Consider the following 21,405-nt stretch of genomic DNA (forward strand, 5'->3'; position numbering starts at 1 on the left):
CCGGGTTTGGCGAGCGTCGGCATCGAGGGATTGAGCAAGCGGTTCGGCGCGACCGACGTCCTTCATCCGACCAGCCTCGATATCGACGCGGGCGAGTTCGTCGTGATCGTCGGTCCGTCCGGCTGCGGCAAGTCGACGCTGCTGCGGCTGATCGCCGGGCTGGAAGAGCCATCGACCGGCACGATCGCGATCGACGGGCGCGACGTCACCCACAGCCCCCCTGCCGAGCGCGGGCTGGCGATGGTGTTCCAATCCTATGCCCTCTACCCGCATCTGTCGGTGGCGGAGAACATCGCCTTTCCGCTGAAGGTCGCGCGGCGGCCGCGGGCGGAGATCGCCGCGCGCGTCGCCGCGGTCGCCGAGACGCTGGACCTGACGCCGCTGCTCGATCGCCGGCCCCGCGCGCTCTCCGGCGGGCAGCGCCAGCGCGTGTCGATCGCGCGGGCGGTGGTGCGGCAGCCGCAGGTGCTGCTGCTCGACGAACCGCTGTCGAACCTGGATGCCGGCCTGCGGGTACGGATGCGCCATGAGTTCGCGCGGCTGCACCAGAGCCTCGGCTGCACGATGATCTACGTGACGCACGATCAGCTGGAGGCGATGACGCTCGCCAATCGTATCGTGGTGATGGCGGAGGGGCGGATCGAGCAGGTCGGCGCGCCGATGGACCTCTATGCCCGCCCCGCCACGCTGGCGGTGGCCCGCGCGATCGGTTCGCCGGGGATGAACCTGGTGCCGGCGACGATCGTCGCGCGCGATGCGCAGGGTGCGACGCTGCGGCTCCCCGACGGCGCTACGGTCGCCGCCGATGCCGCGGTGCCCGACGGCGCGATCGGCAGCCCGGTGACGCTGGGCGTCCGGCCCGAGCATCTGCGCGCGGCGGCGGACGGCGCCTTCGCCGGGCCGATCGAGCTGTTCGAGCGGCTGGGGCCCCTCTCCTTCGCGCATCTCGGCGGCCAAGGAGAGCCGATCGTCGCACAGCTGCCCGGCGACAGCGCGGTCCGGCTGGGCGAACCGTTGCGCATCGGCGCGGCGGCGGCCGATGTCCACCTGTTCGCGCCCGACGGCCGCGCCTATCCGCGCGTCAGCCCTTGATGCTGCCGCCGAGCAGGCCGGTGATGTAATAGCGCTGCAGCGCGAGGAAGATCAGCAGCACCGGCAGCGTCGTCACCACCGCGGCGGCCATCATCAGTTCGCCGTCCGCGGCATGTTCGCGCCCGATCGCCGCCACCGCGACCGGGAGAGTATAGCGGTGCTGGTCGGCCAGCACGATCAATGGCCAGAGGAAATCGTTCCACGATCCCAGGAACATGAACACCGCCAGCGTGACGGTGATCGGTGCCAGCAGCGGCAGCACGATGGTGACGAAGATGCGCCCCTCCCCCGCGCCGTCGAGCCGGGCAGCATCGATCATCTCGTCCGGGATCGCCAGCGTCGCTTGGCGCACGAACAGCACCGCGAAGATGCCGGCGAGGCTCGGCAGGACGACGCCGGCATAGCTGTTCACCAGCCCCAGTTCCTTGAAGATCAGGAACAGCGGCAGCATGGCGATCTGCCCCGGCACGACGAGGCAGGCGATCAACCATTGCAGCAACCGCTCGCGTCCGCGGAAGCGCAGCTTGGCGAAGGCATAGCCGGCGGGCACGGTGAGCAGCAGGCCGAGCACCGTCGAGGCGACGGCGACGAGGACGCTGTTCCACAGCGCGGGCACGATGCGATAGTCGAACCACGCACCGTCGATCAGCCGGCGGGCGAGCAGTTCGTGGTAATTCTCCAGCGTCCAGTGGCTCGGCCAGAGCGGCGGCGGAAAGGCGCTGGAGGCGCCGCGCGGCATGAACGACACCAGCACCATCCAGACGAGCGGCAGGATGGTGACCAGCGTCACCACCGCCACCACGACATTGGCGACGATCGAGCGTCCACGCATCTTCATCGCCATCCGGTCACAGCCATTCGTAGCGCCTTCCGATGCGGGTCTGGACGAGGGTGACGGCGAGGATCAGCACGAACAGGACGAAGGCGACCGCCGACGCCTGGCCCAGGTTCCACCATTTGAAGCCTTCGTCGAACATGAAGTAGAGTACCGTGGTCGTGCTCTGCGCCGGCCCGCCGAGCGTCATCACATAGGGTTCGGCAAAGATCTGGAAGAAGCCGGCGACGCTCATCACCGCGGCGAGCAGCAGCGTCGGGCCGATCGCCGGCAGCGTGACGTGGCGGAACCGGCGCCAGCGCCCGGCGCCGTCGAGCCTTGCCGCCTCCATCAGGTCCTGCGGCACCGCCGACAGTGCCGCGGTGAAGACGATCATGTTGTAGCCGAAGATTTTCCACGTCACGAACAGCAGGATCGCGGGGATGGAGGCGTGCGGGTCGCCGAGCCAGTCGACCGGCGGCACGCCGAGCCCGCGCAGCGCATAGTTGATGAGCCCGAATTGCGTGTTGAGCAGGAACCGCCACACCACCGCGGTGGCGACGACGCTGGTAACGTAGGGGGCGAACAACAGCACGCGCCACAGCGGCTTCCAGCGCACCGTCCGGTCGTGCAGCAGCAGCGCGACGGCGAGCGAGGTGCCGATCGCCATCGGCACGCCGAACAGCGCGAACAGGCCGGTATTGGCGAGCGCCCGCCAGAACAGCGGCGTCGCGAACAGGTCGGCGAAGTTGCCGAACCCGACGAAGTTCAGGTTGGACCAGTCGGCCAGCGCATAGATGCTGTAGTCGGTCACCGACAGGCCGAGGGCGAGCAGCGTCGGCACGATGAAGACGAGCAGGATGATGCCGAGCACCGGCGCGGTGAACAGCCAGGCGGTGCGCTCCTGCCGGGTCATGCGATCTTGCCCGCATCGACCAGCGCACGCCGCTTGGCGAGCAGCGCATCGACGCGCCGGTCCATGACGCGCGTGCCCTCCTCGACCGAATATTGCCCGCGCACCACGCGCTCGGCGACGATCTGCACCTCAAGGCGGATACGCTCCATCTCGACGATGTCGGGCTGGGTGGCGGGCGCCCGCATCTGCGCGGCGAAGGGCGCGAGGATCGGCGTCGCCAGTTGCGGCGCGTGCCAGGCGTCCGTGCGCGCCGGGAGATTGCCGATCAGCCGCTGATAGGTGAGTTCGCTGGACGTCGAGGTCAGGTGGCGGAGCAGCGCCCAGGCCGCCTCCGGACGGCGCGACTGGGTGGAGACGGCGAGGCTGGCGCTGATCGCCGACACCCTGCCCGGCCCATCCGGCCCCGGCATCCGCGCCACCGACCATCGGTCCGCCGAAATCTCCGCGGCGCGGCGGCGCAGGTCGAGCAGCAGCGACGGGCCGCTCGGATAGGTCGCGAAATAGTCGCGGGCGAAGGCACCAACCGGGTCCTGCAACTCGGTCGACAGTGCGCGCGGCGCGAGGCCGTCGGCGAACAGCGAGACGTAGAAGGCGAGTGCGGCGCGGAACGCGGGGCTGGAAAAATCACCGCGTGTGTCATTGTCGCGCAGCAACCGCGCACCCGTCTGGCCGGCGAAGGTGAACAGCGTGTCGAACCAGTTGAGATAGGACAGCATGGCATAGCGATCCGGCCAGCGGCGCTTTATGGCATGGCCCATCCGCCGCCATTCCTGCCAGTCCCCCGGCGGCGCGTCGTAGCCGACGGCATGGAGCAGATCGGCGCGGTAGAATTGCATCTGCGGCGCGACCGACCAGGGCACCGCATGGTCGCCGCCATGCCGCTGCATCGTGCCGAGGACGGACGGGAAGATGCCCGCGAGCAACGCAGGATCGGGCACCGGGGCGATCGCGCCGATCATCGCGAATTCGCCGACCCAGCCGTTGGGCAGCATCAGCACATCGGGCATCGCGCCGCCGGCAAAGGCGGTCAGCAATTTCTCATGCGCCGCCGTCCAGGGAAGCGACTGCACCTCCACCGCGATGCCGGTGGCGCGGGTGAAGGCAGGTATCAGCAGCGGCGAATAATCGCCCTCGTAGCTCATCGCCCAGAGCGACAAGGCCTGCGGATCGCGGCGCGCGGCGCAGCCGGCGATCGCGAGCGCCGGCACTGCCGCGAGCAACGTGCGGCGGCTTGGCGAAGGGATCCCATGCGTTGACTTGGATTGGCGTGAGGGAAAGGTTTTCACGCCAAGCCAAGTAAATAGCACATGTTAGTGGAGCGATTTCGGGGCCGAAACGTTCCCAACCCTCGACGCGGACCGAAAAAAGAAACCCGCCGCGCCGCCAAGGGGTAACAGGGATGCCGTCCAAGCCGTTTCGCTCCGCCGCGTTCGTCGCGGCGCTGATGTCATCTGCCGCCATGTCGTCCGCCGCGGCGGGGCAGACGCAGGCCCCGCAGACCGAAGCGCCCGTCCCCGCCACCGATCCGGCACCAGCGGATGCGGCCGACGATATCGTCGTCACCGGATCGCGCATCGCCCGGCCGGACTATGCCGCCCCCAACCCGATCGTGTCGTTCGGCGCGGAGAATATCCAGCAGTCGGGCAACACCAACGTCACCAATTTCCTTCAGCGGGTGCCGGCGCTGACCAACTCGATCGACAGCAGCCAGTCCGCCGGATCGGACCGGCCGGGCGGGCAGCTGTATGGCGCGGCCGGGCTCAACCTGCTCGACCTGCGGGGGCTGGGACCGGCGCGCACGCTGGTGCTGGTCAACGGCCGCCGCCACGTCGCCAGCCAGATCGATTCCGCCGCGGTCGATGTGAATGCCATCCCGACCGATCTGATCGAACGGGTCGACGTGCTGACGGGCGGCGCCTCGGCGGTGTACGGCGCCGATGGCGTATCGGGCGTCGTCAATTTCATCCTGAAGCGCGACTTCGATGGCGTGACCGCACGGTCCCAATTCGGCATTTCCGACGAGGGCGATGCCGGCAATCGCTTCGCGTCGATCGGGGCGGGTCGCAATTTCGCCAACGGGCGTGGCAACGTGACCGTGTTCTACGAATACAATGCCGACGATCCGCTGCGCAACGACGACCGCGCCTATCTGCGCCGCGAGAAGCGGCAGTACCTCGTCCCCAACGTCGCCTACGCCGGGCCGGCGGCGGGATCGTACCAGCAGGTCCTCGCCGGCGACCTGCGCTATCCCTATGGCACGCCGAGCGGCTATATCGAGATCGGTGGCCGCGCCTATAATGGCGACGGCACGCTCTACGATCCGGGCACGCAGGTGGGCGGCGGCTTCGTCAGCGGCGGCAGCGCGACACCCGTGGCGGGCTATGTCGGCGACCTGCTGCCCGCGACCGAGCGGCACGCAGTCAACCTTCTGACCCATTACGACGTATCGGACGCCTTCAAGCTGAGCCTGGAAGGCAAGTTCGTCCAGACCAGGGCGACGACCTTCGGCGGCTATTCGGGCAATTACCCGGCGGTCTTCACGCTCGACAACCCCTATATCCCGGCGGCCCTGCGCAACGCGGCGCTGCTGGCGGGCGACACGACGATCGTATCCAACCGCAACAACACCGACTTTCCCCGGCTGGGGGAGAGCGATCGCCGCCGCACCTGGCGGGGCGTGATCGACGCATCGGGCCGGATCAGCAGCCATGCGCAATATGACGTGTCCTACACCTATGGGCAGACCGATGTGCGCATCACCAAGCTCAACAGCCGGTGGAACGACCGCTATACCGCCGCGCTCGACGTCGTCACCGATCCCGCGACGGGGCGGCCGACCTGCCGATCGAACCTCAATCCCGCAGCGTTGCAGGTGCCGGCGACCAGCTTCACGCCGGGGGCGAACAGCGGCTGCCTCCCGATCAACACCTTCGGGTCGGGCGTCTACGATCCCGCCGCGCTCGCCTGGGCGACGAACACCGCTAACGTCAGCTATGCCCGCCTCACCCAATCGGTGGCGAGCGCGCAGCTGACCGGCGATTTTGGCGCGCTCTTCACCCTGCCCGGCGGGCCGGTGCAGTTCGCGGTCGGCGGCGAATACCGACGTGAGACGAGCCGCTTCCGCCCCAATGCCTTCCTGACCGGCAAACAATGGTACCAGTATGACGAGGGCGACAGCTTCGATCCCAATTACCAGATCCAGCCGAGCCGCGGCGTCTTCGACGTATGGGAGGCGTTCGGCGAGCTGAACGTGCCGCTGTTGAAGGACGTGCCGTTCGCGCAGACGCTGTCGGTCGGCGCGGCGGGGCGGCTTTCGGATTATTCGACGATCGGGCGCACGCAGGCGTGGCAGTTCAACGGTGTCTGGGCACCGATCCGCGACCTGACGCTGCGCGGTTCGTACGGCCAGTCGGTGCGCGCGCCCAATATCGGCGAGCTGTTCCAGCCGACCGGGCCGACCACCGCCTATTTCGTCGATCCCTGCTATCTCGAAAACCGCAATGCGGGATCGTCGAGCCGCGCGGCCAATTGCACCGCACTCATCACCGCGGCGGGGGGCAACCCGGCGAACTTCACGGCGAACAACAACCCCGATGCCGCGGTGCTCATCAACGGATCGCGTACCGGCAATCCGAACCTGCGGGAGGAGACGGCGCGGACCTGGACCGCCGGCACGGTGCTGCGGCCGCGGTTCCTGCCGGACCTCACCCTGTCGGCCGATTGGTATGACATCCGCCTGCGCGATGCGATCAACACCGCCGACGCCAACACGATCGCCAATCTGTGCGTCGACCAGCCGACGCTCGACAACGTCTTCTGCACGGCGATCCGCCGGCGGCAGGGCACGGGCTATATCAACGGATTTTCGGTGCAGCCGCAGAACGTCGCCGCGTTCCGCACCTCCGGCCTCGACGTCAATCTGAGCTATGTGGTGCGGACGGCGGCTGCGGGTACGTTCGACCTGCGCTTCGTCGGCGGCTATCTGCATACCCTCAAACAGATCGCGACGCCGGGCGCACAGCCGGAAAACCAGGCGGGGCAGCCCGGTCGGCCCAAGTATAATTTCGTGCTGTCGCCGACCTGGTCGCTCGACGGGCTGACGCTGAGCTACAATCTGCGCTGGGCGGATGCGACGCGCCGCTTCCCGCGGGCGACCACCGATGCCAATCCGGATTACGCGGCGCCGCAATATCTGCGCTACAGGGATCTGTGGCAGCACGACGTCCAGCTGCAATATGCCGTCGACCGGAATTTCGCGCTCTACGGCGGCATCAACAACCTGTCGGACCAGAAGCCGGACGCCGATTCCTACGATTACCCGATCTCGTCGCTCGGCCGGTACCTCTATGTCGGCGTGAAGCTCGGCGGCCGCTGAGCGGTTTCCTGCGGCGAAGGGGAACGGGCGATCCCCTTCGTTCGTCGGGCACCGGCAAGCCGATACCGAAGGAGGCGAACATGGCGATCTTCAACAAGGACATGGTGGAACTCGCGAGCAAGAACACGCTCTGGCAGAAAGAGGTGTATCGCGATCCCAAGGTGCAGATCGTGCTGATGAGCATTCCTGCCGGCGAAGAGATCGGCATGGAAACCCATCCCGCCGACCAGACGACCTTCATCGTCGCGGGCGAGGCGCAGGTGGTGATCGACGGCCATGCGACCAAGGCATCGCCCAACCATCTGGTCGTCGTGCCCAAGGGGTCCGAACACAATATCATCAACAAGGGCAATGGCGAGCTGAAGCTCTTCTCCGTCTACGCGCCGCCCGCCGAACCCGAAGGTGCCGCCTTCAGGACCAAGGCGGAGGCCGAGGAGGCGGAGAAGGGCCTGCTCGCCAAGGCGGCCGACGCGGTCAAGTCGGCGGTCGGCCGGTGACCGCGCCGACGCGCGTCGTCATCACCGGCGCATCCAGCGGCATCGGCGCGGCGACCGCCATCGCCTTTGCGAAAACGGGTGCGCAGCTGGTGCTGGCGGCGCGCGGCGCGGCGGGGCTGGAGGACATCGCCCGCCGCTGCGCCGCCGCGGGTGGCACGGCGCAGACGCAGGTGGTGGACGTGACGGACGCGGCAGCCGTCGCCGCGCTCGCCGCTTATGCGCAGAAGGCGCTGGGCGCGATCGACCTGTGGTTCAGCTGCGTCGGCGTTGGCGTGGTCGGGCGATACGAGGATGTGCCGATCGCCGATCATGCCCGGGTGATCGAGGCCAATCTCGTCAGCCACATGAACGATGCGCATGCGGTGCTGCCGATCTTCCTTGCGCAGGATCGCGGCACCTGGGTGAACATGATCTCGGTCGGCGGCTTCGTCGCGACGCCCTATGCCGCGGCGTATGCGGCGAGCAAGTTCGGGCTGCGCGGTTTCAGCGAAGCGCTGCGGGGCGAGTTGTCGAAGAAGCCGCACATTCATGTCTGCGACGTCTATCCGACCTTCGTCGATACGCCGGGGATCGACCATGCGGGCAACTATACCGGTGCCCGGCTGTCGCTGCCGCCCGGATCGCTCTCTCCCGACACGGTGGCACGTGCCGTCGTGCGGCTGGCGCGGCGACCGCGCAACACGACGGTGGTCGGAGCGCCGGCGATCGCGCTGAAGCTCGGCCAGTTCGCGGTGCCCAACCTGGGCGCGGCGATGATGAACGGGTTCATGGACGTCTGGTCGGATCGGGCAGAACCGGGCGAGGACACGTCCGGCGCGCTGTTCACGCCGCCCGCAACGGCGAGCGGGCCGGACGGAGGACGACGCCATCCCGAACGGCGGCGCAAGGCAGCGGTGGCCGCGGGCGCGACGATCGCGGCGGCAACGGCGGCGGCGGGTGCGTGGCTCTGGCAGCGGCGACGCTGACGAGGTTACCTGCGCCCGGCGCGAACAGTTCTGCTTGGGTGGGCGTACCCCTGGCGAAACGTCAGGGGATCGAGATCGTCTGGCCGACAGTGTGCGGGAATTGCGACAGCACGGCATTGGCCAGCGTCTGGGCGACCAGATCGACGCCGCCGGTGCGCGATCCGGCGACGCGCGCCGTGGTGGCGCTGCCCGACCAGACCACCTGTCCGCCGTCGCGGCGGGTCAGCGTGACGGTCAGCCGGGTGACCACCAGATCGCTCAGCCGGTCCCCGCCCGGCGACAGGCCCAGGCTGACGCTGCCGTTGAAGCTGGCGAGCGGCTTGCCCGCCGGTGCCCGTCCGGCCGAGACGACGCCCTGCGAGCGCTGCGTCACCTCCACCTTCGCCACGTAGCGGCCATGGCCTTGGCCTGGCAGCGGCGTGAAGCCGCGGTCGAGCAGGGCGCGCTGCACAGCGGTGTCGAACACATCGCCCGCCGCACCGCCCGCAGGCGCGATGGTGACCGTGCCGGGCGTGGGCACGGCGCTTGCCTGCCCGCTGCCACCCGAGATCGCGATCATCGCGGCACCCAACAGACCCAGCATGACGCGACCTTTCCGAACTCTCAGCCGATGGGCGTACCCGTGCGGTCGCGGAGTGGCTAGCGGCGTTTTGCCCGACGATCGCCGCCCGGTGCGAAGTTCAGCGCGATAAAGGCGAGTCCCGCGCCGAGCATGACCGCCCCTGCCCCGGCGATCGGCCCGAACACCCAGCCCGCCGTGGCGATCGCCGGCACGAACGAGACGGCGATGCCGATCCCGCCGGCCCATTTCAGCCGCGGTTTCCACGCCGCGACCAGCGGCCTGCCGGTGCGGCGCTGGACCTGACCGTCGCTGACGAGGCCGAACAGGAGGAAGGAGACGGTGGCGAGGAGGATGCCGACGATACTCATGCCCGCGCCTCCCCACCGATCGCGACGCGTGCCGCACGTGGCCGGCGCACCGGCGTCGTCACCCGCCCCACCCGGACGGCGACGAGCAGGAATGCTGCGCCGAAGACGAACAGCGTCGCATCGATCCCCGCCAGCATCAGGTCGCCCGCCGCCAGCGTCGCGGGCAGTCCACGCGGCGTGAACATGGCGTCGAACACCGGCAACAGCGCCAACAGCGCGCCGGTTGCGGCGAACAGGATCGCCCAAGCCCGCTTCGGCCGCACGGCGCAGGCGAGCGCTGCCGCAGCCGCCCAGGCGATGAACAGCCCGTGCACCTCCCACTCCGCGCGGCCACGCAGCGCCGGGTCGAGCAGCCGGTTCGCCCAGAACCATGCCGCCACCCCGAGCGGGAAGCCGCCGATTACCGCGACGTTCAACCGCTCGACGATACGGAAGCCGATGTGCGGACGATCCGGATCGGGCAGCTTCGCACGCCGCTTCACCGTCCAGAGCACCAGCCCGCTTGCCACCATGACGGTGCCCGCGACACCGCACAGAAAGTAGATCCAGCGCAGGCCGTCGCCCGCGAACCGTCCGGCATGCAGGCCAATCATCGCCCCCGCCGTCTCCGCCGCGGCATCCGGCATCGGCGAGGCCCAGAGCAGCCGGCCGCTGACGCCGTCATAGGCCAGCCGGGGCGTGCGCGTGTTGAGCAGCGATCCCGGGCTCTGGCTGACGGTGATCCGGGCGGCGGCATCGCCGGGCTCGGCAACCTCGATGAAGGCGGCCGGCGCGTGCAGGCGGCGTTCGGCATCGGCGGCGATGCGGGTCAGGTCGACGAGCGGAGCCGGCGTGCCGGTCCGCGTCACCACGCCTGCGGTAGGAAACAGCGCGTCGGCCATGCCACGTTCGTCGCTATAGTTCGCCACCACCGCCCACGGCATCAGCAGCGCCATCAGCGTGACGAGGCCGGTGTAGGTGATCATCAGGTGGAACGGCAGCGCGAGCACCGCAGTGGCATTGTGCCCGTCGAGCCACGATCGCTGGCCCTTGTTGCGTCGCAGGGTAAAGAAATCGCGGAAGATCTTCTTATGCGTGACGATGCCGGACAGGATCGCGACGAGCATCATCATGCTGGCGAAACCGACCAGCCAGCGCGCCCAGATCACCGGCATGTAGTGCAGGTCGAAGTGGAAGCGGTAGAAGAAGTCGCCGCCGCGGGTTTCCCGTACCTGCGCCTGCTGGCCATCCGCGCCGATCAGCGCCTGCGTATCGCGACGGCCGCGCCCGCCCCGCCCCCGGCCGCGCGCCTCGCCCGGCTTGGGTTGCGGGACCCAAAACAGTTGCGCGCCGGGCGAATGGGCGTCGGCGAGGGTGATGAACCAGCTCTTCGCATCGGGCGCCTTGCGGGTCAGGAACCGCTGCGCGCCGTCCAGCACCTGCATCGGCCGTTCGACCCGGGCGAGTTCCGGGCGTGCCCAGCGGTTCAGCCCTTCTCGCCAGAAGGCGATGGTGCCCGCAGCGAAGACCAGGAACAGCACCCAGCCGAGCAGCAGCCCCGACCAGGTGTGCAGAAACGATTGCGACTGGCGAAAGCCCTTGCTCATGCCCGTCCACCGCTGAGGATCGAGGACCAGGCGATGGCCCCCGCGATGCCGCCGGCAAGGGCCAGCGTCCACAGCGCCCGCCAGCCGCTGCGCGCGGCGAACGCCCACATCGCAAAGCCGGCGCACAACGCGAGCGCGATGAGCGCGGCGGCCACCGTCGCCCCCGAACGGCTACCCGGCAGCAGCCGCGCCAGCGCCATCGCCCACGCGCTGGCGACGGCATAGCCGAGCGGGATCGCGGCGACGATCCGCAAGCCGATGTCGCCGCGTCGTGCCCAGCGGGCGCGGGCATGCGCCTCCCCCGCCGTCACTGGAAGGTGTACCGGATCGTCGCGAACGCGGTCCGCGGCACCCCGTAGTAATTGCCGCGCCCGGTGCTGGAGATGCGGGCGTAATAGGTCTTGTCGAGGACGTTGTTGACGTTGACCGACAGCGACAGGCGATCGTCGAACGTATAGCCTGCGCGCAGGTCGACCACCGCATAGGACGGCTGGCGGACGATGGTGGAGACGCTGCGCAGCGTGCCATTGGCATTGTAGAGCGCCGGATTGCCGCCATAGGTCGAGGAGAACCACGTCACCGCGCCGCCGATGCTGGCTCCGGCCAGCGCGCCGCTTTCCGGCGCATAGTTGGTGAACGCCTTGGCCATGTGGCGCGGGATGATCGGAGTCAGCGCGATCCCTTCGAACTGGGGCTCGGTATCCTCAAGATATTTGGTGCGGGTGTAGCTGTAGCCGCCGTTGATGCGCCAGCCGGGCAGGATCTGCCCGGTCGCCTCCGCCTCGATGCCGCGGGCGCGGACCCGGCCTGCCTGCAACACGGTGGTGGGCAGCTCGGCCGGGGTGACCAGCCGATTGTCCTGGCGGATCTGATAGGCGGCGACCGACAGCAGCAGGCGCTCGTCCATCAGCGACAGCTTGCTGCCCGCCTCGATCTGATCGCCGATCAGTGGTTCGATCGACTGCCCGTCCGGGCGGCTGCGCCCGGCAGGCGGCGCCTGCGGTGTGAAGCTGTCGGCATAGCTGACGTAGACGTTGAGGTTGCGGGTGACGTCGTACAGCACGGCGCCATAAGGCGTGAACCGGCCGTCATAGCCATATTGGCTGCGCGCGGTGGGCGCGCCGGTCAGCCGGTTGAGCGTGTCGACATCGCTCGACCACCAGGTGGCGCGGCCGCCCCCGACCAGCGACAGCCCGGCCAGCGGCGACAGGCGTAGCTGCCCATACAGGCCATATTGCTCGATATAGGTTCGCGTCGCGCCGGCGACCTGCGAGACACATTCGGCCGGCACGGTCGTGCAACGGCCGAGCGTCCCCTGCACCGGATAGGGCGGCAGCACCGCACGCGGATCCAGCGGCGGCTCGGCCGGATAGACCGGATCGAACACGTTGATGCGCGCGTAATTGGAGATGCGGGCGTAATAGGACGTATAATCCTGCGCCTGGTAATCCGCACCCAGGATCAGCGTCTGGTCACGCCCGAAGGCGGGAAAGCTGCCGACTCCGTTGACGTCGAACGAGCGTGTCCGCTGGCGATTGTCGCCGACGAAGGCGATATGGTTGGTGAGGCCGGCGTTCTGCGCCGTGATCGCGGCATTGCCGACGTAGCTGTAGGTATCGATCCGATCGACATTGGCGAGCAGGCCGGTCGCGCGCAGCGTCCAGCGGTCGCTGACCCGGTGCGCCAGCTCGACGAAGCCGGTCCAGCTTTCGGCATCGAAGCGGTTCCAGTCCGCCCCCAGATAGGTCGAGCGCCGCACGTCGAGCAGCCGCCCCTCGCTGCCGTCCGCGCCGCCGGCATAGCCGGGCAGGCCCGACTGGATCGCAGGGCGGAAGCGATCGTAATAGATGCCGGCGGTGAGGGTCGTGCGCTCGCCGATGCGAACGTCACCGACCGCGAAGGCACCCCAGCGCTTGCGGTGCGCCACGTCGAAGAACTGGTCCTGATCCTGCGCCATCGCGCCGACGCGCAGGCCCGCCGCATCGCCCAGCCGCGTCGAGGCGTCGACCTCCAGCCGCAGATTGTCGTAGCTGCCGTATCCCGCCGATGCCTGCACCCGCGTCGCTTCCAGCGGACGCTTGCGGATGAGGTTGATGCTGCCGGCGGGGTTGCCAGCGCCGGTGAACAGGCCCGCCGGCCCACGCAACACCTCGAGCCGATCGTAGAAGAACAGGTCGGGCACCACGCCCGGAAAGCCGAAGGACAGCGTCGGCACGCCGTCGATCAGATAGTTGTTGATCGTGAAGCCGCGCGACACGAACGAGGGATCCTCGCTGCCGATGCCGGTCACGGTGATGCCGTTGGTGGCGGTGAGCGCATCCTCCAGCGTGAACAGGTTCTGCGCCTCGATCTGCTCGCGCTCGATCAGCGTCACCGTGTTGGCGGTGTCCTTCAGCGGTGTGATCGTCTTGCCGACCTCCCGCCCATAGCTCTTGCCGACGACCATGATGTCATCGTCGCGCTGCTGGTCGTCGTCATCGGCATCGACGACGGCGGCCGCCGCCGCGCTGGTCACCTTTTCCGTCTCCGCCGCTGCCGGCATGCCATGAACGATCGCGCTGCTCGCCAGCAGAAAACCCCAATACGCCACATCTTACTCCCGCTTGTCGCGGTCGCCCTAGCCTCATCGCTTTTGCGAGTCACTATCAATCTAACATTTTTGTCATCTTCGGCCGATGCGGGCGGAACCGGTCCGGCGTGCCTCCGCACGGTATTGACGGGTGGCGGCACCTGCGAGCATCGTCGGCCAAGGATCGCCCTGCCGCGCTCCGCAGGTTTGACGGAACAGCGATGGACGACAGCATCACCGACATCACCCGCAGCGATGCGTTGATCATCATCGATCCGCAGCACGACTTCTGCCCCGGCGGGGCACTGGCCGTGGCGGACGGCGATGCGATCATGCGACCGATCTGCGCCCTCGCCGCGCGCTTCGACCATGTCGTGGTGACGCAGGACTGGCATCCGGCGGGCCATTCCTCCTTCGCCAGCAGCCATCCGGGACGCGCGCCGTTCGAGATGATGCGCATGGACTATGGCGATCAGGTGCTCTGGCCGGATCACTGCCTGGCGGGCAGTGCGGGCGCGGCCTTCCATCCCGGCATCGCCGACGCGGTGACGCGCGCCGACATGATCCTGCGCAAGGGCACCGATCCGCGGGTCGATTCCTATTCCGCCTTCTTCGACAACGACAAGACGACGCCGACCGGCCTTGCCGGTTACCTCAAGGACAAGGGGGTCAGCCGGTGCATCTTCGTCGGGCTCGCCTATGACTTCTGCGTCGCCTGGTCGGCCCTGGATGCGCGACGGGTCGGCTTCGCCGCGACGGTGCTGAAGCCGCTCACCCGCGCGATCGCCATGCCGATCGCCGGCGGCACGACCGCGGACGCTGCCGAGGCGGAGATGCGGGCGGCCGGCGTCGCGATTCACGCCTGACCGACGTCGGCGTTCAGCAGCGACGCTGGACCTCGACGATGACGTCGCCGGTTTCCAGCGCGGCGGCTTCCGCGTCCCAATAGCCATGCGCCGTCTGGCCGCGGTAGATGCGCAGGCCGAGGCCGGTGGTGATCGCCGACAGCGGCTTGCCGACCTCGTCCGGCTGCACGCGCCGCTCGGTCAGCGCGACGCGGCCGTCGGCATTGGCGAGATCGGCGAGGTAATCGGCGATGTGCGGCCCGTGGCACGATCCGGCGAGCAGCAGGCCGGCGAAGCTTGCCGGGTTGATGACCGTGTCGGCCCCCGCCTGCCGGGCCAGTACCTCATTGTCCTCCGACCGGATGACGACGCTGATCGGCACGTCCGGTGCGACGCGGCGGGCGGTGAGCACGATCAGGATCGACGTGTCGTCGCGTCCCGCCGACACGAGGATGCCGCGCGCGCGATCGGCACGGACCGCAGCGAGCGTCGCATTGCGGGTGGCGTCGTCCTCGATCACCGCGGTGCCGGCCGCCTCCGCCGCCGCCACCGCCTCGGCGCGCGGATCGATGACGACGATCGTCTGCGGATCGGCACCGCGCCGCACCAGCTCGCGCACCGCCTCCTCGCCGCTGGTGCCATAGCCTGCGACCACCGTATGGCCGCTGAGGTTCCGCTGGATCATCCGCATCCTCCACCCTTCCCAAACCCCGCGCAGCAGGAACTGATAGGCCGACCCCAGAAAGATCAGCCAGACGAACAGCCGGATCGGCGTGACGACGAAGGTGTCGAACAGGCGCGCGCCGTCCGTCACCGGTACGATGTCGCCATAGCCGACGGTCGTGATGGTGATCATCGTGAAGTAGATCACATCGATCGGGCTGATCCGGCCGTCGATATTGTCGCGCAGGCCGTCGCGTTCGATCCAGTGGCCGGCGAGCGCGATGCCGATCAGGCCTGCGACCAGCAGCACGCGCCAGGCGAGCGACGCCCAGCCCGGCGTGCCGCCGCGGCGCAGCCGGGGCGCGCGATCGGACCGATGCCGATGTCGCCGCGGCACGCGCGCGCTCATGACGCGGTCGGTGTCGGCGTATCCGTCGGCGTCGGCGTCGGAGTGGCTGCCGGCGTGGGCGCCGGTGCAGCGGCGGCGGCGGCGGCGGGCGACAGGATCTCGATATCGACGCGGCGGTTGCGGGCACGCCCGGCGGGATCGTCGCTGCCGTCGAGGGTCACGTTGGGTGCGACCGGGCGGCCATCGCCCAGCGCGTAGACGGTGATCCGGTCCGCCGCCACGCCCTTGCCGATCAGATAGGTTCGCACCGCCTGCGCCCGCCGGCGCGAGGTCGCGAGATTGGCCGCCCGACTGCCGTCGGTGTCGCTGCTGCCGCGCAGGATCCATTGCGCGTCGGCGGGCAGCGTCGGCACGGCGAGCAGCGCATCGATCGCGCTGCGCGCGGTATCGTCCAGCATCGCCCCGCGCGGGAACAGCACCGTCGTGCCGGCGGGCGGCGGCGGCGGTGTGGGGCTCGGCGCAGGCGCGGGTTCGCTCTCCGCGATCACCTTGGGCTGCATGATCGAGCGCGGGGCGGCGGCATTGTCGAAACCCTGGTTGGCGGCAGGCTCAGGCGTGCGCGGGGCGGGTGCAGGCCGGTCGCATCCGGCGAGCAGCAGCGGGACCAGAAGGAAGGACAGTGATCGGATCATGCGAGGGCATCCTGAACGAGGCGCGGCGGGTCGGCAGGGTCGAAGATGCGCCATCCACCGCTGCGCAGCCGATCGCGCGGTGCATAGGCGAGCACCGTCTCGCCGGTCGCCGGCGTGGGGTTGGAGGCGTGGGCGAAGAAGCGGATGCTGCCCTGCCGGCGCAACAGCAGCAGCGGCCCGCCATCGTCGGGCAGCGCCTGCACCGCCTCGGCATAGGTCGCGGCATCCTCGACGGTCAGGGCGGCGAACAGCCAGTCGGCCTCTTCGCGCAATGCGACATCCTCCACCCCCAGGCCGGACCGGAACATCGCCCGGCCGCGCAACGCATCGGGCAGGCGGCGCGGATCGTCCCCCGCCGCATCGCCCAGTTGATAGACATTGTCGCGGCCCAATTCGGGCGCGAATTCGCTGCACACCAACGCGTTATATGCCTCGTTCTCGGTGGTCGCCGCCAGCGCGCCGAACTGCTGGAGATCGAGCCGCTCCTCCGTCGCCTCCGCCAGGATCTCGCCGTGATAGCTGGGAATGCCGTCGGCGCGGGCGGGTGCGAGCCGCTGCCAACTGGTGTCGCTGACCACCACCGGTACGTCGAGGCTGCGCAGCGCGCGGGCGAGCGCGAGGCTCCAGCGGGTCGCCCCGACCACCAGCAGCCCGCGCCCGCCGGGGGCGGTGAGGCCGAGCCGTCGCGCGACCGGCGCGATCGAAAAGCCATGGGCGATGATCGTCGCCACCACGACGGCAAAGGACAGGGCCACCAGCGTGCCGCCGTCGCCATAGCCCAGTTCGTCGAGGCGCAGGGCGAACAGGCCGGAGATCGCGACCGCGACGATGCCGCGCGGCGCGATCCAGCCGATGAACAATCGCTCGCGCCAGGGAATGCGGCTGAACGCGAGGCTGAGGAACACCGTCGCCGGCCGCACGACGAACAGCAGCGCGACGAGGAACAGGCCGAACCGCCATTCGAACTGGCGCAGCACGGCGAAGTCGAGCGAGGCGGAGAGCAGCACGAACACGCCCGACACGAGGATGATCGTCATATTCTCCTTGAACGCGAGGAAATCGCGCAACGAGGCAAGGCGCATGTTGGCGAGCGCGATGCCCATCACCGTCACCGCCAGCAGGCCGGTTTCCTGCTGGATCGTGTTCGATCCGACGAAGGTGCCGATCACCGCGACGAGGATGACGGGCGCCTTCAGATATTCCGGCACATAGCCGCGCGGCAGCGCCCAGCCGAGCAGACGCGCGACGCCATAGCCGATCAAGCCGGCGACCAGCGCCGCAAAGACCAGGCTGACCGCGCTCTGCCATATCGTCGCGCCGCTGCCCGCCTGGCGCAGCACCTCATAGGTCACGACGGCGCACAGCGCGCCGATCGGATCGTTGACGATCGCTTCCCATTTCAGGATCGCCCGCGGGCGCGCGGCGATGCTCGACTGGCGCAGCAGCGGCAGCACCACGGTCGGCCCGGTGACGACGAGGATGCCGGCGAACAGGATCGCCACCGGCCAGACCAACCCCGCGACATAATAGCAGGCGAGCGTGCCCAGCACCCAGCCGACCGGCACGCCGATCAGCACCAGCCGGTGCACCGCCCCCTCGGCATGGCGCAATTCGCGCAGGTTGAGGCTGAGGCCGCCTTCGAACAGGATCACCGCCACCGCGAGCGACACCGCGGGTTCGAGCAGGTGGCCGAAATCCTCCTCCGGGCGCATCAGTCCGGTCAACGGCCCGGCGGCGAACCCCGCCGCCAGCATCAGCGCGATCGCAGGAAGGCCCGTCCGCCACGCGATCCATTGCGCCCCGATGCCGATCAGCCCGACAAGGGCGAGGACGATCGCGAGATGGTTCATGCGTTTCCTTGGCTGCCCGCGCAACGGCGGAAGGTGTCCGGACCAAAGTGGTTGCGGACCGAGATTGTTCCGGCTGCGGCTCGATCTGGATCAAGGGACCGGCCCGCCTCGGGGGGAACGGCCAATCAAATTTGCGCGTCCCCGGTTGGGCCGGCACGGGAATGTCGATAGAGGACCGAGTCATGATCGACACGCTGCATGATTCCACCCGGCTGCCCCCCTTCCCCGCGATCGTGCCCGAGGCCATCGGCCCGGCGCTGGATGCGGTGATCGCCGAGCATGAGGCGACCGTCACGCAGCTGACCGCGAGCCGGCCGAGCCGCTTCGCCGAGGCCTGGCTGCCGCTGGAGCGCAGCGGCACCGCCATCGATGCGCTCTGGTCGGTGGTATCGCACCTGCAGGCGGTCGCCGACACGCCGGAGCTGCGCGCCGCGCACGCCGCCGGCCAGGCGCGGCTGGTCGAGGCGATGATGGCGGTGCAGCAGAACCGCGACCTGCACGACCTGTACGCCGCGCTGGCCGCCTCGCCCGACTTCGCCACGCTGCCGCTCGCCGACCGGGTGGCGGTGGAGCGCGCGATCCGCGACTTCGCCCTGTCCGGCGTGGCGCTGGAGCCGGAGGCACGCGCCCGGTTCGCCGCCATCTCGGTCGAGCTGTCGGAACTGTCCAATGCGTTTGCCAGCGCCGTGCTGGACGCGACGGATGCCTGGACCGAGCACGTCACCGATGCAGCGCTACTCGCCGGCCTGTCGGATGCCGACATCGCGATGTTCGCCGCCGCGGCGCAGGCGCGGGGGCTCGACGGCTGGGTGGTGACGCTGCAACAGCCGAGCGTCACCGCGGTGCTGACCTTTGCCGAGGATCGCGCCTTGCGCGAGCGCGTCTACACCGCCTACGGCACGCGCGCGTCCGACCAGGGGCCGGATGCCGGCCGGTTCGACAATGGCGATCGGATCGCGCGCATCCTGGCGCTGCGCCGCGAGGCGGCGGGGCTGCTCGGCTTTGCCGATCCGGTGGAATGGTCGCTCGCCACCAAGATGGCGCCCAACGCCGGCGAGGTGCTCGCCTTCCTGCGCGATCTCGCCCGCCGGGCGCGGCCGTTCGCCCAGCGGGACTATGCCGCCCTGCGCGATTTCGCGGCGAGCGACCTCGGCATCGCCGACATGCAGCCCTGGGACGTCGCCTTCGCCGCCGACCGCCTGCGCCGTGCCCGCCACGCGATCGACGAGGCCGAGGTGCGCGGCTATTTCCCCGTCGAGCGGGTGATGCAGGGCTGGCATGCACTGCTGGAGCGCCTGTTCGGCATCCGGCTGGTGCCGCGCGACGACGTGCCGCTCTGGCATGGTGACGCCAGCTATTTCGATGTGGTGGATGCCGACGGCAGCGTCTTTGCCGGCCTCTACCTCGACCTCCACGCCCGTTCCGGCAAGCGCGGCGGCGCGTGGATGGCGGATGCGCGGCCGCGGCTGGACGACGGCAATATTAAGACTGTGCCGGTCGCCTATCTCGTCTGCAACTTCGCGCCCAAGAGCGACGGCGTGCCAGCCTTGCTCTCGCATGGTGAGGTCGAGACGCTGCTGCACGAGACCGGGCATTGCCTCCACCATCTATTCACCCTGGTAAACCGGCCGAGCATCGGCGGGATCAACGGCTTCGAATGGGATGCGGTGGAACTGCCGAGCCAGCTGATGGAGGATTTCGCCTGGGATCGCGGCGTGCTGACCGCCATGTCGGGCCATCACAAGACCGGCGCGCCGCTGCCGCCCGAATTGTTCGAGCGGATGGTCGCGGCACGCCATTTCCAGTCGGGCATGGCGCTGCTCCGCCAGGTCGAATTCGCGCTGTTCGACCTTCTCCTCCACCTCGGCACGCTGGGTGACGATCCGATGGCGGTGATCGAGGCGGTACGCGACGAGGTGGCGGTGAGCCGCCCGCCGGCCTGGCACCGCTTCCCGCATGCCTTCAGCCACATCTTCGCCGGCGGCTATGCCTCGGGCTATTACAGCTACCTGTGGGCAGAGGTGCTGGCTGCGGACGGCTTCGGCCGCTTCGCCGAGGCAGGGCTCGTCGACCGCGCTACCGGCGATGCCTTCCGCGCCGAGGTGCTGGCGCGCGGTGCCACCCGCCCCGCCGCCGACAGCTTCCGCGCCTTCCGCGGCCGCGATGCCGATCTCGACGCGCTGCTCGTCCGCCGGGGCCTGGTGTGATGGCCGCGCAATGGGACTGGTGCGCCGAGGCGGTGCGGCGGATCGAGGCGGATTACAACCGCTCGGCCGATACGCACCTCATCCGGCTGGAGCTGCCGCGCTTCCCCGGCATCACGCTCTACCTGAAGGATGAAAGCTCGCATCCGACCGGCAGCCTGAAGCACCGGCTCGCGCGCTCGCTGTTCCTTTACGCGTTGTGCAATGCCTGGATCGGGCCGGACACGGTGGTGATCGAATCCTCGTCGGGCTCGACCGCGGTCAGCGAGGCCTATTTCGCCAGGATGCTGGGGCTGCGCTTCATCGCCGTGGTGCCGGCCAGCACCGCCGCGCCGAAGCTCGATGCGATCCGCTTCCACGGCGGTGAGATCCACATGGTCGACGATCCGCGCACCGTCTACGAGGTGTCGCACCGGCTCGCGCGCGAGACGGGCGGCCATTACCTCGACCAGTTCACCTACGCCGAGCGCGCCACCGACTGGCGCGGCAACAACAACATCGCCGAATCGATCTTCGCGCAGATGGCGCAGGAGGAATATCCGGTGCCCGCCTGGATCGTATGCGGTGCCGGCACAGGCGGCACGTCGGCGACGATCGGGCGCTACCTGCGCTATCAGCGGCACGCGACCCAATTATGCGTCGCCGACCCGGTGCATTCGGTGTTCCACCGCCATTTCGCCGATCGCACCGTGACGACGCTGCCGGAGGGCTGCGCCAGCCGGATCGAGGGGATCGGCCGCCCACGCGTCGAGCCGAGCTTCATCCCCTCGGTCATCGACCGGATGATCGCGGTAGAGGATCCGGCCACGATCGGCGCGATGCGCGCGCTGTCGGCACGACTCGGCCGGCGGGTCGGCGGGTCGACCGGCACCAACCTCGTCGCCTGCCTGACGCTGGCCGAGGAGATGGCGGCGGCAGGCACGCAGGGCAGCATCGTCACCCTGCTCTGCGACGGCGGCGAACGCTATGGCTGCACCTATTACGACGATGCCTGGCTCGCCCGCTGCGGCATCGACATCGCGGCGGCGACGGCGCGGTACGAAGATCTGCTGTAACGG

At 69.2% G+C, this 21,405-nt stretch carries 18 protein-coding genes; 7 read left to right on the forward strand and 11 right to left on the reverse strand.

Translation table 11 applies throughout. From position 1 onward, the window contains the following. Positions 1–6 precede the first annotated feature (6 nt). On the forward strand, positions 7–1,092 hold the full coding sequence (locus AC4GY7_RS02115) for an ABC transporter ATP-binding protein (protein ID WP_491111749.1): 1,086 nt from the start codon (positions 7–9) through the stop codon (positions 1,090–1,092). On the opposite strand, the gene AC4GY7_RS02120 is transcribed toward AC4GY7_RS02115, so the two are convergent. Genes AC4GY7_RS02120 through AC4GY7_RS02130 form a run of 3 tightly spaced genes read right to left on the reverse strand, consistent with a single transcriptional unit; the run spans position 1,082 to position 4,042 of the window. Further along, entirely contained in the window at positions 1,082–1,924 is an 843-nt protein-coding gene (locus AC4GY7_RS02120) for a carbohydrate ABC transporter permease (protein WP_491111750.1), read from the reverse strand. The genes AC4GY7_RS02115 and AC4GY7_RS02120 overlap by 11 nt on opposite strands. A 16-nt stretch (positions 1,925–1,940) precedes the next feature. Beyond that, positions 1,941–2,822, reverse strand: a complete 882-nt coding sequence (locus AC4GY7_RS02125; protein WP_491111751.1) for a carbohydrate ABC transporter permease — start codon at positions 2,820–2,822, stop codon at positions 1,941–1,943. Further along, complete coding sequence (locus tag AC4GY7_RS02130; protein WP_491111752.1) at positions 2,819–4,042, reverse strand: extracellular solute-binding protein; 1,224 nt, start codon at positions 4,040–4,042, stop codon at positions 2,819–2,821. The genes AC4GY7_RS02125 and AC4GY7_RS02130 overlap by 4 nt, the downstream gene beginning before the upstream one ends. 179 nt (positions 4,043–4,221) lie before the next feature. On the opposite strand from AC4GY7_RS02130, the gene AC4GY7_RS02135 reads away from it, so the two are divergent. The 3 genes from AC4GY7_RS02135 (at position 4,222) to AC4GY7_RS02145 (ending at position 8,659) form a co-directional block, all read left to right on the forward strand. Continuing rightward, the gene (locus AC4GY7_RS02135; protein WP_491111753.1) at positions 4,222–7,197 is read left to right on the forward strand and encodes a TonB-dependent receptor plug domain-containing protein; all 2,976 of its coding nucleotides are present in this window, start codon (positions 4,222–4,224) and stop codon (positions 7,195–7,197) included. An 80-nt stretch (positions 7,198–7,277) separates the two neighbouring features. Beyond that, on the forward strand, positions 7,278–7,694 hold the full coding sequence (locus AC4GY7_RS02140; protein WP_491111754.1) for a cupin domain-containing protein: 417 nt from the start codon (positions 7,278–7,280) through the stop codon (positions 7,692–7,694). Beyond that, the gene (locus AC4GY7_RS02145) at positions 7,691–8,659 is read left to right on the forward strand and encodes an SDR family oxidoreductase (RefSeq protein ID WP_491111755.1); all 969 of its coding nucleotides are present in this window, start codon (positions 7,691–7,693) and stop codon (positions 8,657–8,659) included. The genes AC4GY7_RS02140 and AC4GY7_RS02145 overlap by 4 nt, the downstream gene beginning before the upstream one ends. A 61-nt stretch (positions 8,660–8,720) precedes the next feature. Here the strand turns inward: AC4GY7_RS02145 and AC4GY7_RS02150 are convergent, their stop codons facing one another. The 5 genes from AC4GY7_RS02150 to AC4GY7_RS02170 are packed head-to-tail and all read right to left on the reverse strand — an operon-like array spanning position 8,721 to position 13,765. Continuing rightward, positions 8,721–9,242, reverse strand: a complete 522-nt coding sequence (locus AC4GY7_RS02150; RefSeq protein WP_491111756.1) for a DUF4136 domain-containing protein — start codon at positions 9,240–9,242, stop codon at positions 8,721–8,723. A gap of 56 nt (positions 9,243–9,298) precedes the next feature. Further along, positions 9,299–9,589: a DUF3325 domain-containing protein gene (locus AC4GY7_RS02155; RefSeq protein WP_491111757.1), complete on the reverse strand. Its 291-nt coding sequence runs from the start codon at positions 9,587–9,589 to the stop codon at positions 9,299–9,301. Next, complete coding sequence (locus AC4GY7_RS02160; RefSeq protein WP_491111758.1) at positions 9,586–11,175, reverse strand: PepSY-associated TM helix domain-containing protein; 1,590 nt, start codon at positions 11,173–11,175, stop codon at positions 9,586–9,588. Before AC4GY7_RS02160 ends, AC4GY7_RS02155 begins: the two co-directional genes overlap by 4 nt. Further along, on the reverse strand, positions 11,172–11,486 hold the full coding sequence (locus AC4GY7_RS02165; RefSeq protein ID WP_491111759.1) for a hypothetical protein: 315 nt from the start codon (positions 11,484–11,486) through the stop codon (positions 11,172–11,174). The genes AC4GY7_RS02160 and AC4GY7_RS02165 overlap by 4 nt, the downstream gene beginning before the upstream one ends. Then, complete coding sequence (locus tag AC4GY7_RS02170; RefSeq protein WP_491111760.1) at positions 11,483–13,765, reverse strand: TonB-dependent siderophore receptor; 2,283 nt, start codon at positions 13,763–13,765, stop codon at positions 11,483–11,485. The genes AC4GY7_RS02165 and AC4GY7_RS02170 overlap by 4 nt, the downstream gene beginning before the upstream one ends. Before the next feature lie 200 nt (positions 13,766–13,965). Between AC4GY7_RS02170 and pncA the strand changes: the two genes are divergently transcribed. Continuing rightward, on the forward strand, positions 13,966–14,610 hold the full coding sequence (pncA, locus tag AC4GY7_RS02175; RefSeq protein WP_491111761.1) for a bifunctional nicotinamidase/pyrazinamidase: 645 nt from the start codon (positions 13,966–13,968) through the stop codon (positions 14,608–14,610). A 13-nt stretch (positions 14,611–14,623) separates the two neighbouring features. Here the strand turns inward: pncA and AC4GY7_RS02180 are convergent, their stop codons facing one another. Genes AC4GY7_RS02180 through AC4GY7_RS02190 form a run of 3 tightly spaced genes read right to left on the reverse strand, consistent with a single transcriptional unit; the run spans position 14,624 to position 18,143 of the window. Beyond that, positions 14,624–15,661: a potassium channel family protein gene (locus AC4GY7_RS02180; protein WP_491111762.1), complete on the reverse strand. Its 1,038-nt coding sequence runs from the start codon at positions 15,659–15,661 to the stop codon at positions 14,624–14,626. Continuing rightward, the gene (locus AC4GY7_RS02185) at positions 15,658–16,293 is read right to left on the reverse strand and encodes an OmpA family protein (RefSeq protein ID WP_491111763.1); all 636 of its coding nucleotides are present in this window, start codon (positions 16,291–16,293) and stop codon (positions 15,658–15,660) included. Before AC4GY7_RS02185 ends, AC4GY7_RS02180 begins: the two co-directional genes overlap by 4 nt. Then, the gene (locus AC4GY7_RS02190) at positions 16,290–18,143 is read right to left on the reverse strand and encodes a cation:proton antiporter (protein ID WP_491111764.1); all 1,854 of its coding nucleotides are present in this window, start codon (positions 18,141–18,143) and stop codon (positions 16,290–16,292) included. The genes AC4GY7_RS02185 and AC4GY7_RS02190 overlap by 4 nt, the downstream gene beginning before the upstream one ends. Before the next feature lie 182 nt (positions 18,144–18,325). Between AC4GY7_RS02190 and AC4GY7_RS02195 the strand changes: the two genes are divergently transcribed. Both AC4GY7_RS02195 and AC4GY7_RS02200 read left to right on the forward strand, forming a co-directional pair. Continuing rightward, the gene (locus AC4GY7_RS02195; protein WP_491111765.1) at positions 18,326–20,350 is read left to right on the forward strand and encodes a M3 family metallopeptidase; all 2,025 of its coding nucleotides are present in this window, start codon (positions 18,326–18,328) and stop codon (positions 20,348–20,350) included. Then, on the forward strand, positions 20,350–21,402 hold the full coding sequence (locus tag AC4GY7_RS02200) for a PLP-dependent cysteine synthase family protein (protein WP_491111766.1): 1,053 nt from the start codon (positions 20,350–20,352) through the stop codon (positions 21,400–21,402). The genes AC4GY7_RS02195 and AC4GY7_RS02200 overlap by 1 nt, the downstream gene beginning before the upstream one ends. Positions 21,403–21,405: the final 3 nt, after the last annotated feature.

Source organism: Sphingomonas sp. SP5 (assembly GCF_058313455.1).

Excerpts from the sequence above, each read along its gene's own strand:
- AC4GY7_RS02125 (WP_491111751.1), bottom strand. The coding sequence starts at position 2,822 with ATGACCCGGCAGGAGCGCACCGCCTGGCTGTTCACCGCGCCGGTGCTC.
- pncA (WP_491111761.1), top strand. The coding sequence starts at position 13,966 with ATGGACGACAGCATCACCGACATCACCCGCAGCGATGCGTTGATCATC.
- AC4GY7_RS02150 (WP_491111756.1), bottom strand. The coding sequence starts at position 9,242 with ATGCTGGGTCTGTTGGGTGCCGCGATGATCGCGATCTCGGGTGGCAGC.
- AC4GY7_RS02195 (WP_491111765.1), top strand. The coding sequence starts at position 18,326 with ATGATCGACACGCTGCATGATTCCACCCGGCTGCCCCCCTTCCCCGCG.
- AC4GY7_RS02180 (WP_491111762.1), bottom strand. The coding sequence starts at position 15,661 with ATGAGCGCGCGCGTGCCGCGGCGACATCGGCATCGGTCCGATCGCGCG.
- AC4GY7_RS02135 (WP_491111753.1), top strand. The coding sequence starts at position 4,222 with ATGCCGTCCAAGCCGTTTCGCTCCGCCGCGTTCGTCGCGGCGCTGATG.
- AC4GY7_RS02155 (WP_491111757.1), bottom strand. The coding sequence starts at position 9,589 with ATGAGTATCGTCGGCATCCTCCTCGCCACCGTCTCCTTCCTCCTGTTC.
- AC4GY7_RS02120 (WP_491111750.1), bottom strand. The coding sequence starts at position 1,924 with ATGCGTGGACGCTCGATCGTCGCCAATGTCGTGGTGGCGGTGGTGACG.
- AC4GY7_RS02185 (WP_491111763.1), bottom strand. The coding sequence starts at position 16,293 with ATGATCCGATCACTGTCCTTCCTTCTGGTCCCGCTGCTGCTCGCCGGA.
- AC4GY7_RS02190 (WP_491111764.1), bottom strand. The coding sequence starts at position 18,143 with ATGAACCATCTCGCGATCGTCCTCGCCCTTGTCGGGCTGATCGGCATC.
- AC4GY7_RS02200 (WP_491111766.1), top strand. The coding sequence starts at position 20,350 with ATGGCCGCGCAATGGGACTGGTGCGCCGAGGCGGTGCGGCGGATCGAG.
- AC4GY7_RS02140 (WP_491111754.1), top strand. The coding sequence starts at position 7,278 with ATGGCGATCTTCAACAAGGACATGGTGGAACTCGCGAGCAAGAACACG.
- AC4GY7_RS02160 (WP_491111758.1), bottom strand. The coding sequence starts at position 11,175 with ATGAGCAAGGGCTTTCGCCAGTCGCAATCGTTTCTGCACACCTGGTCG.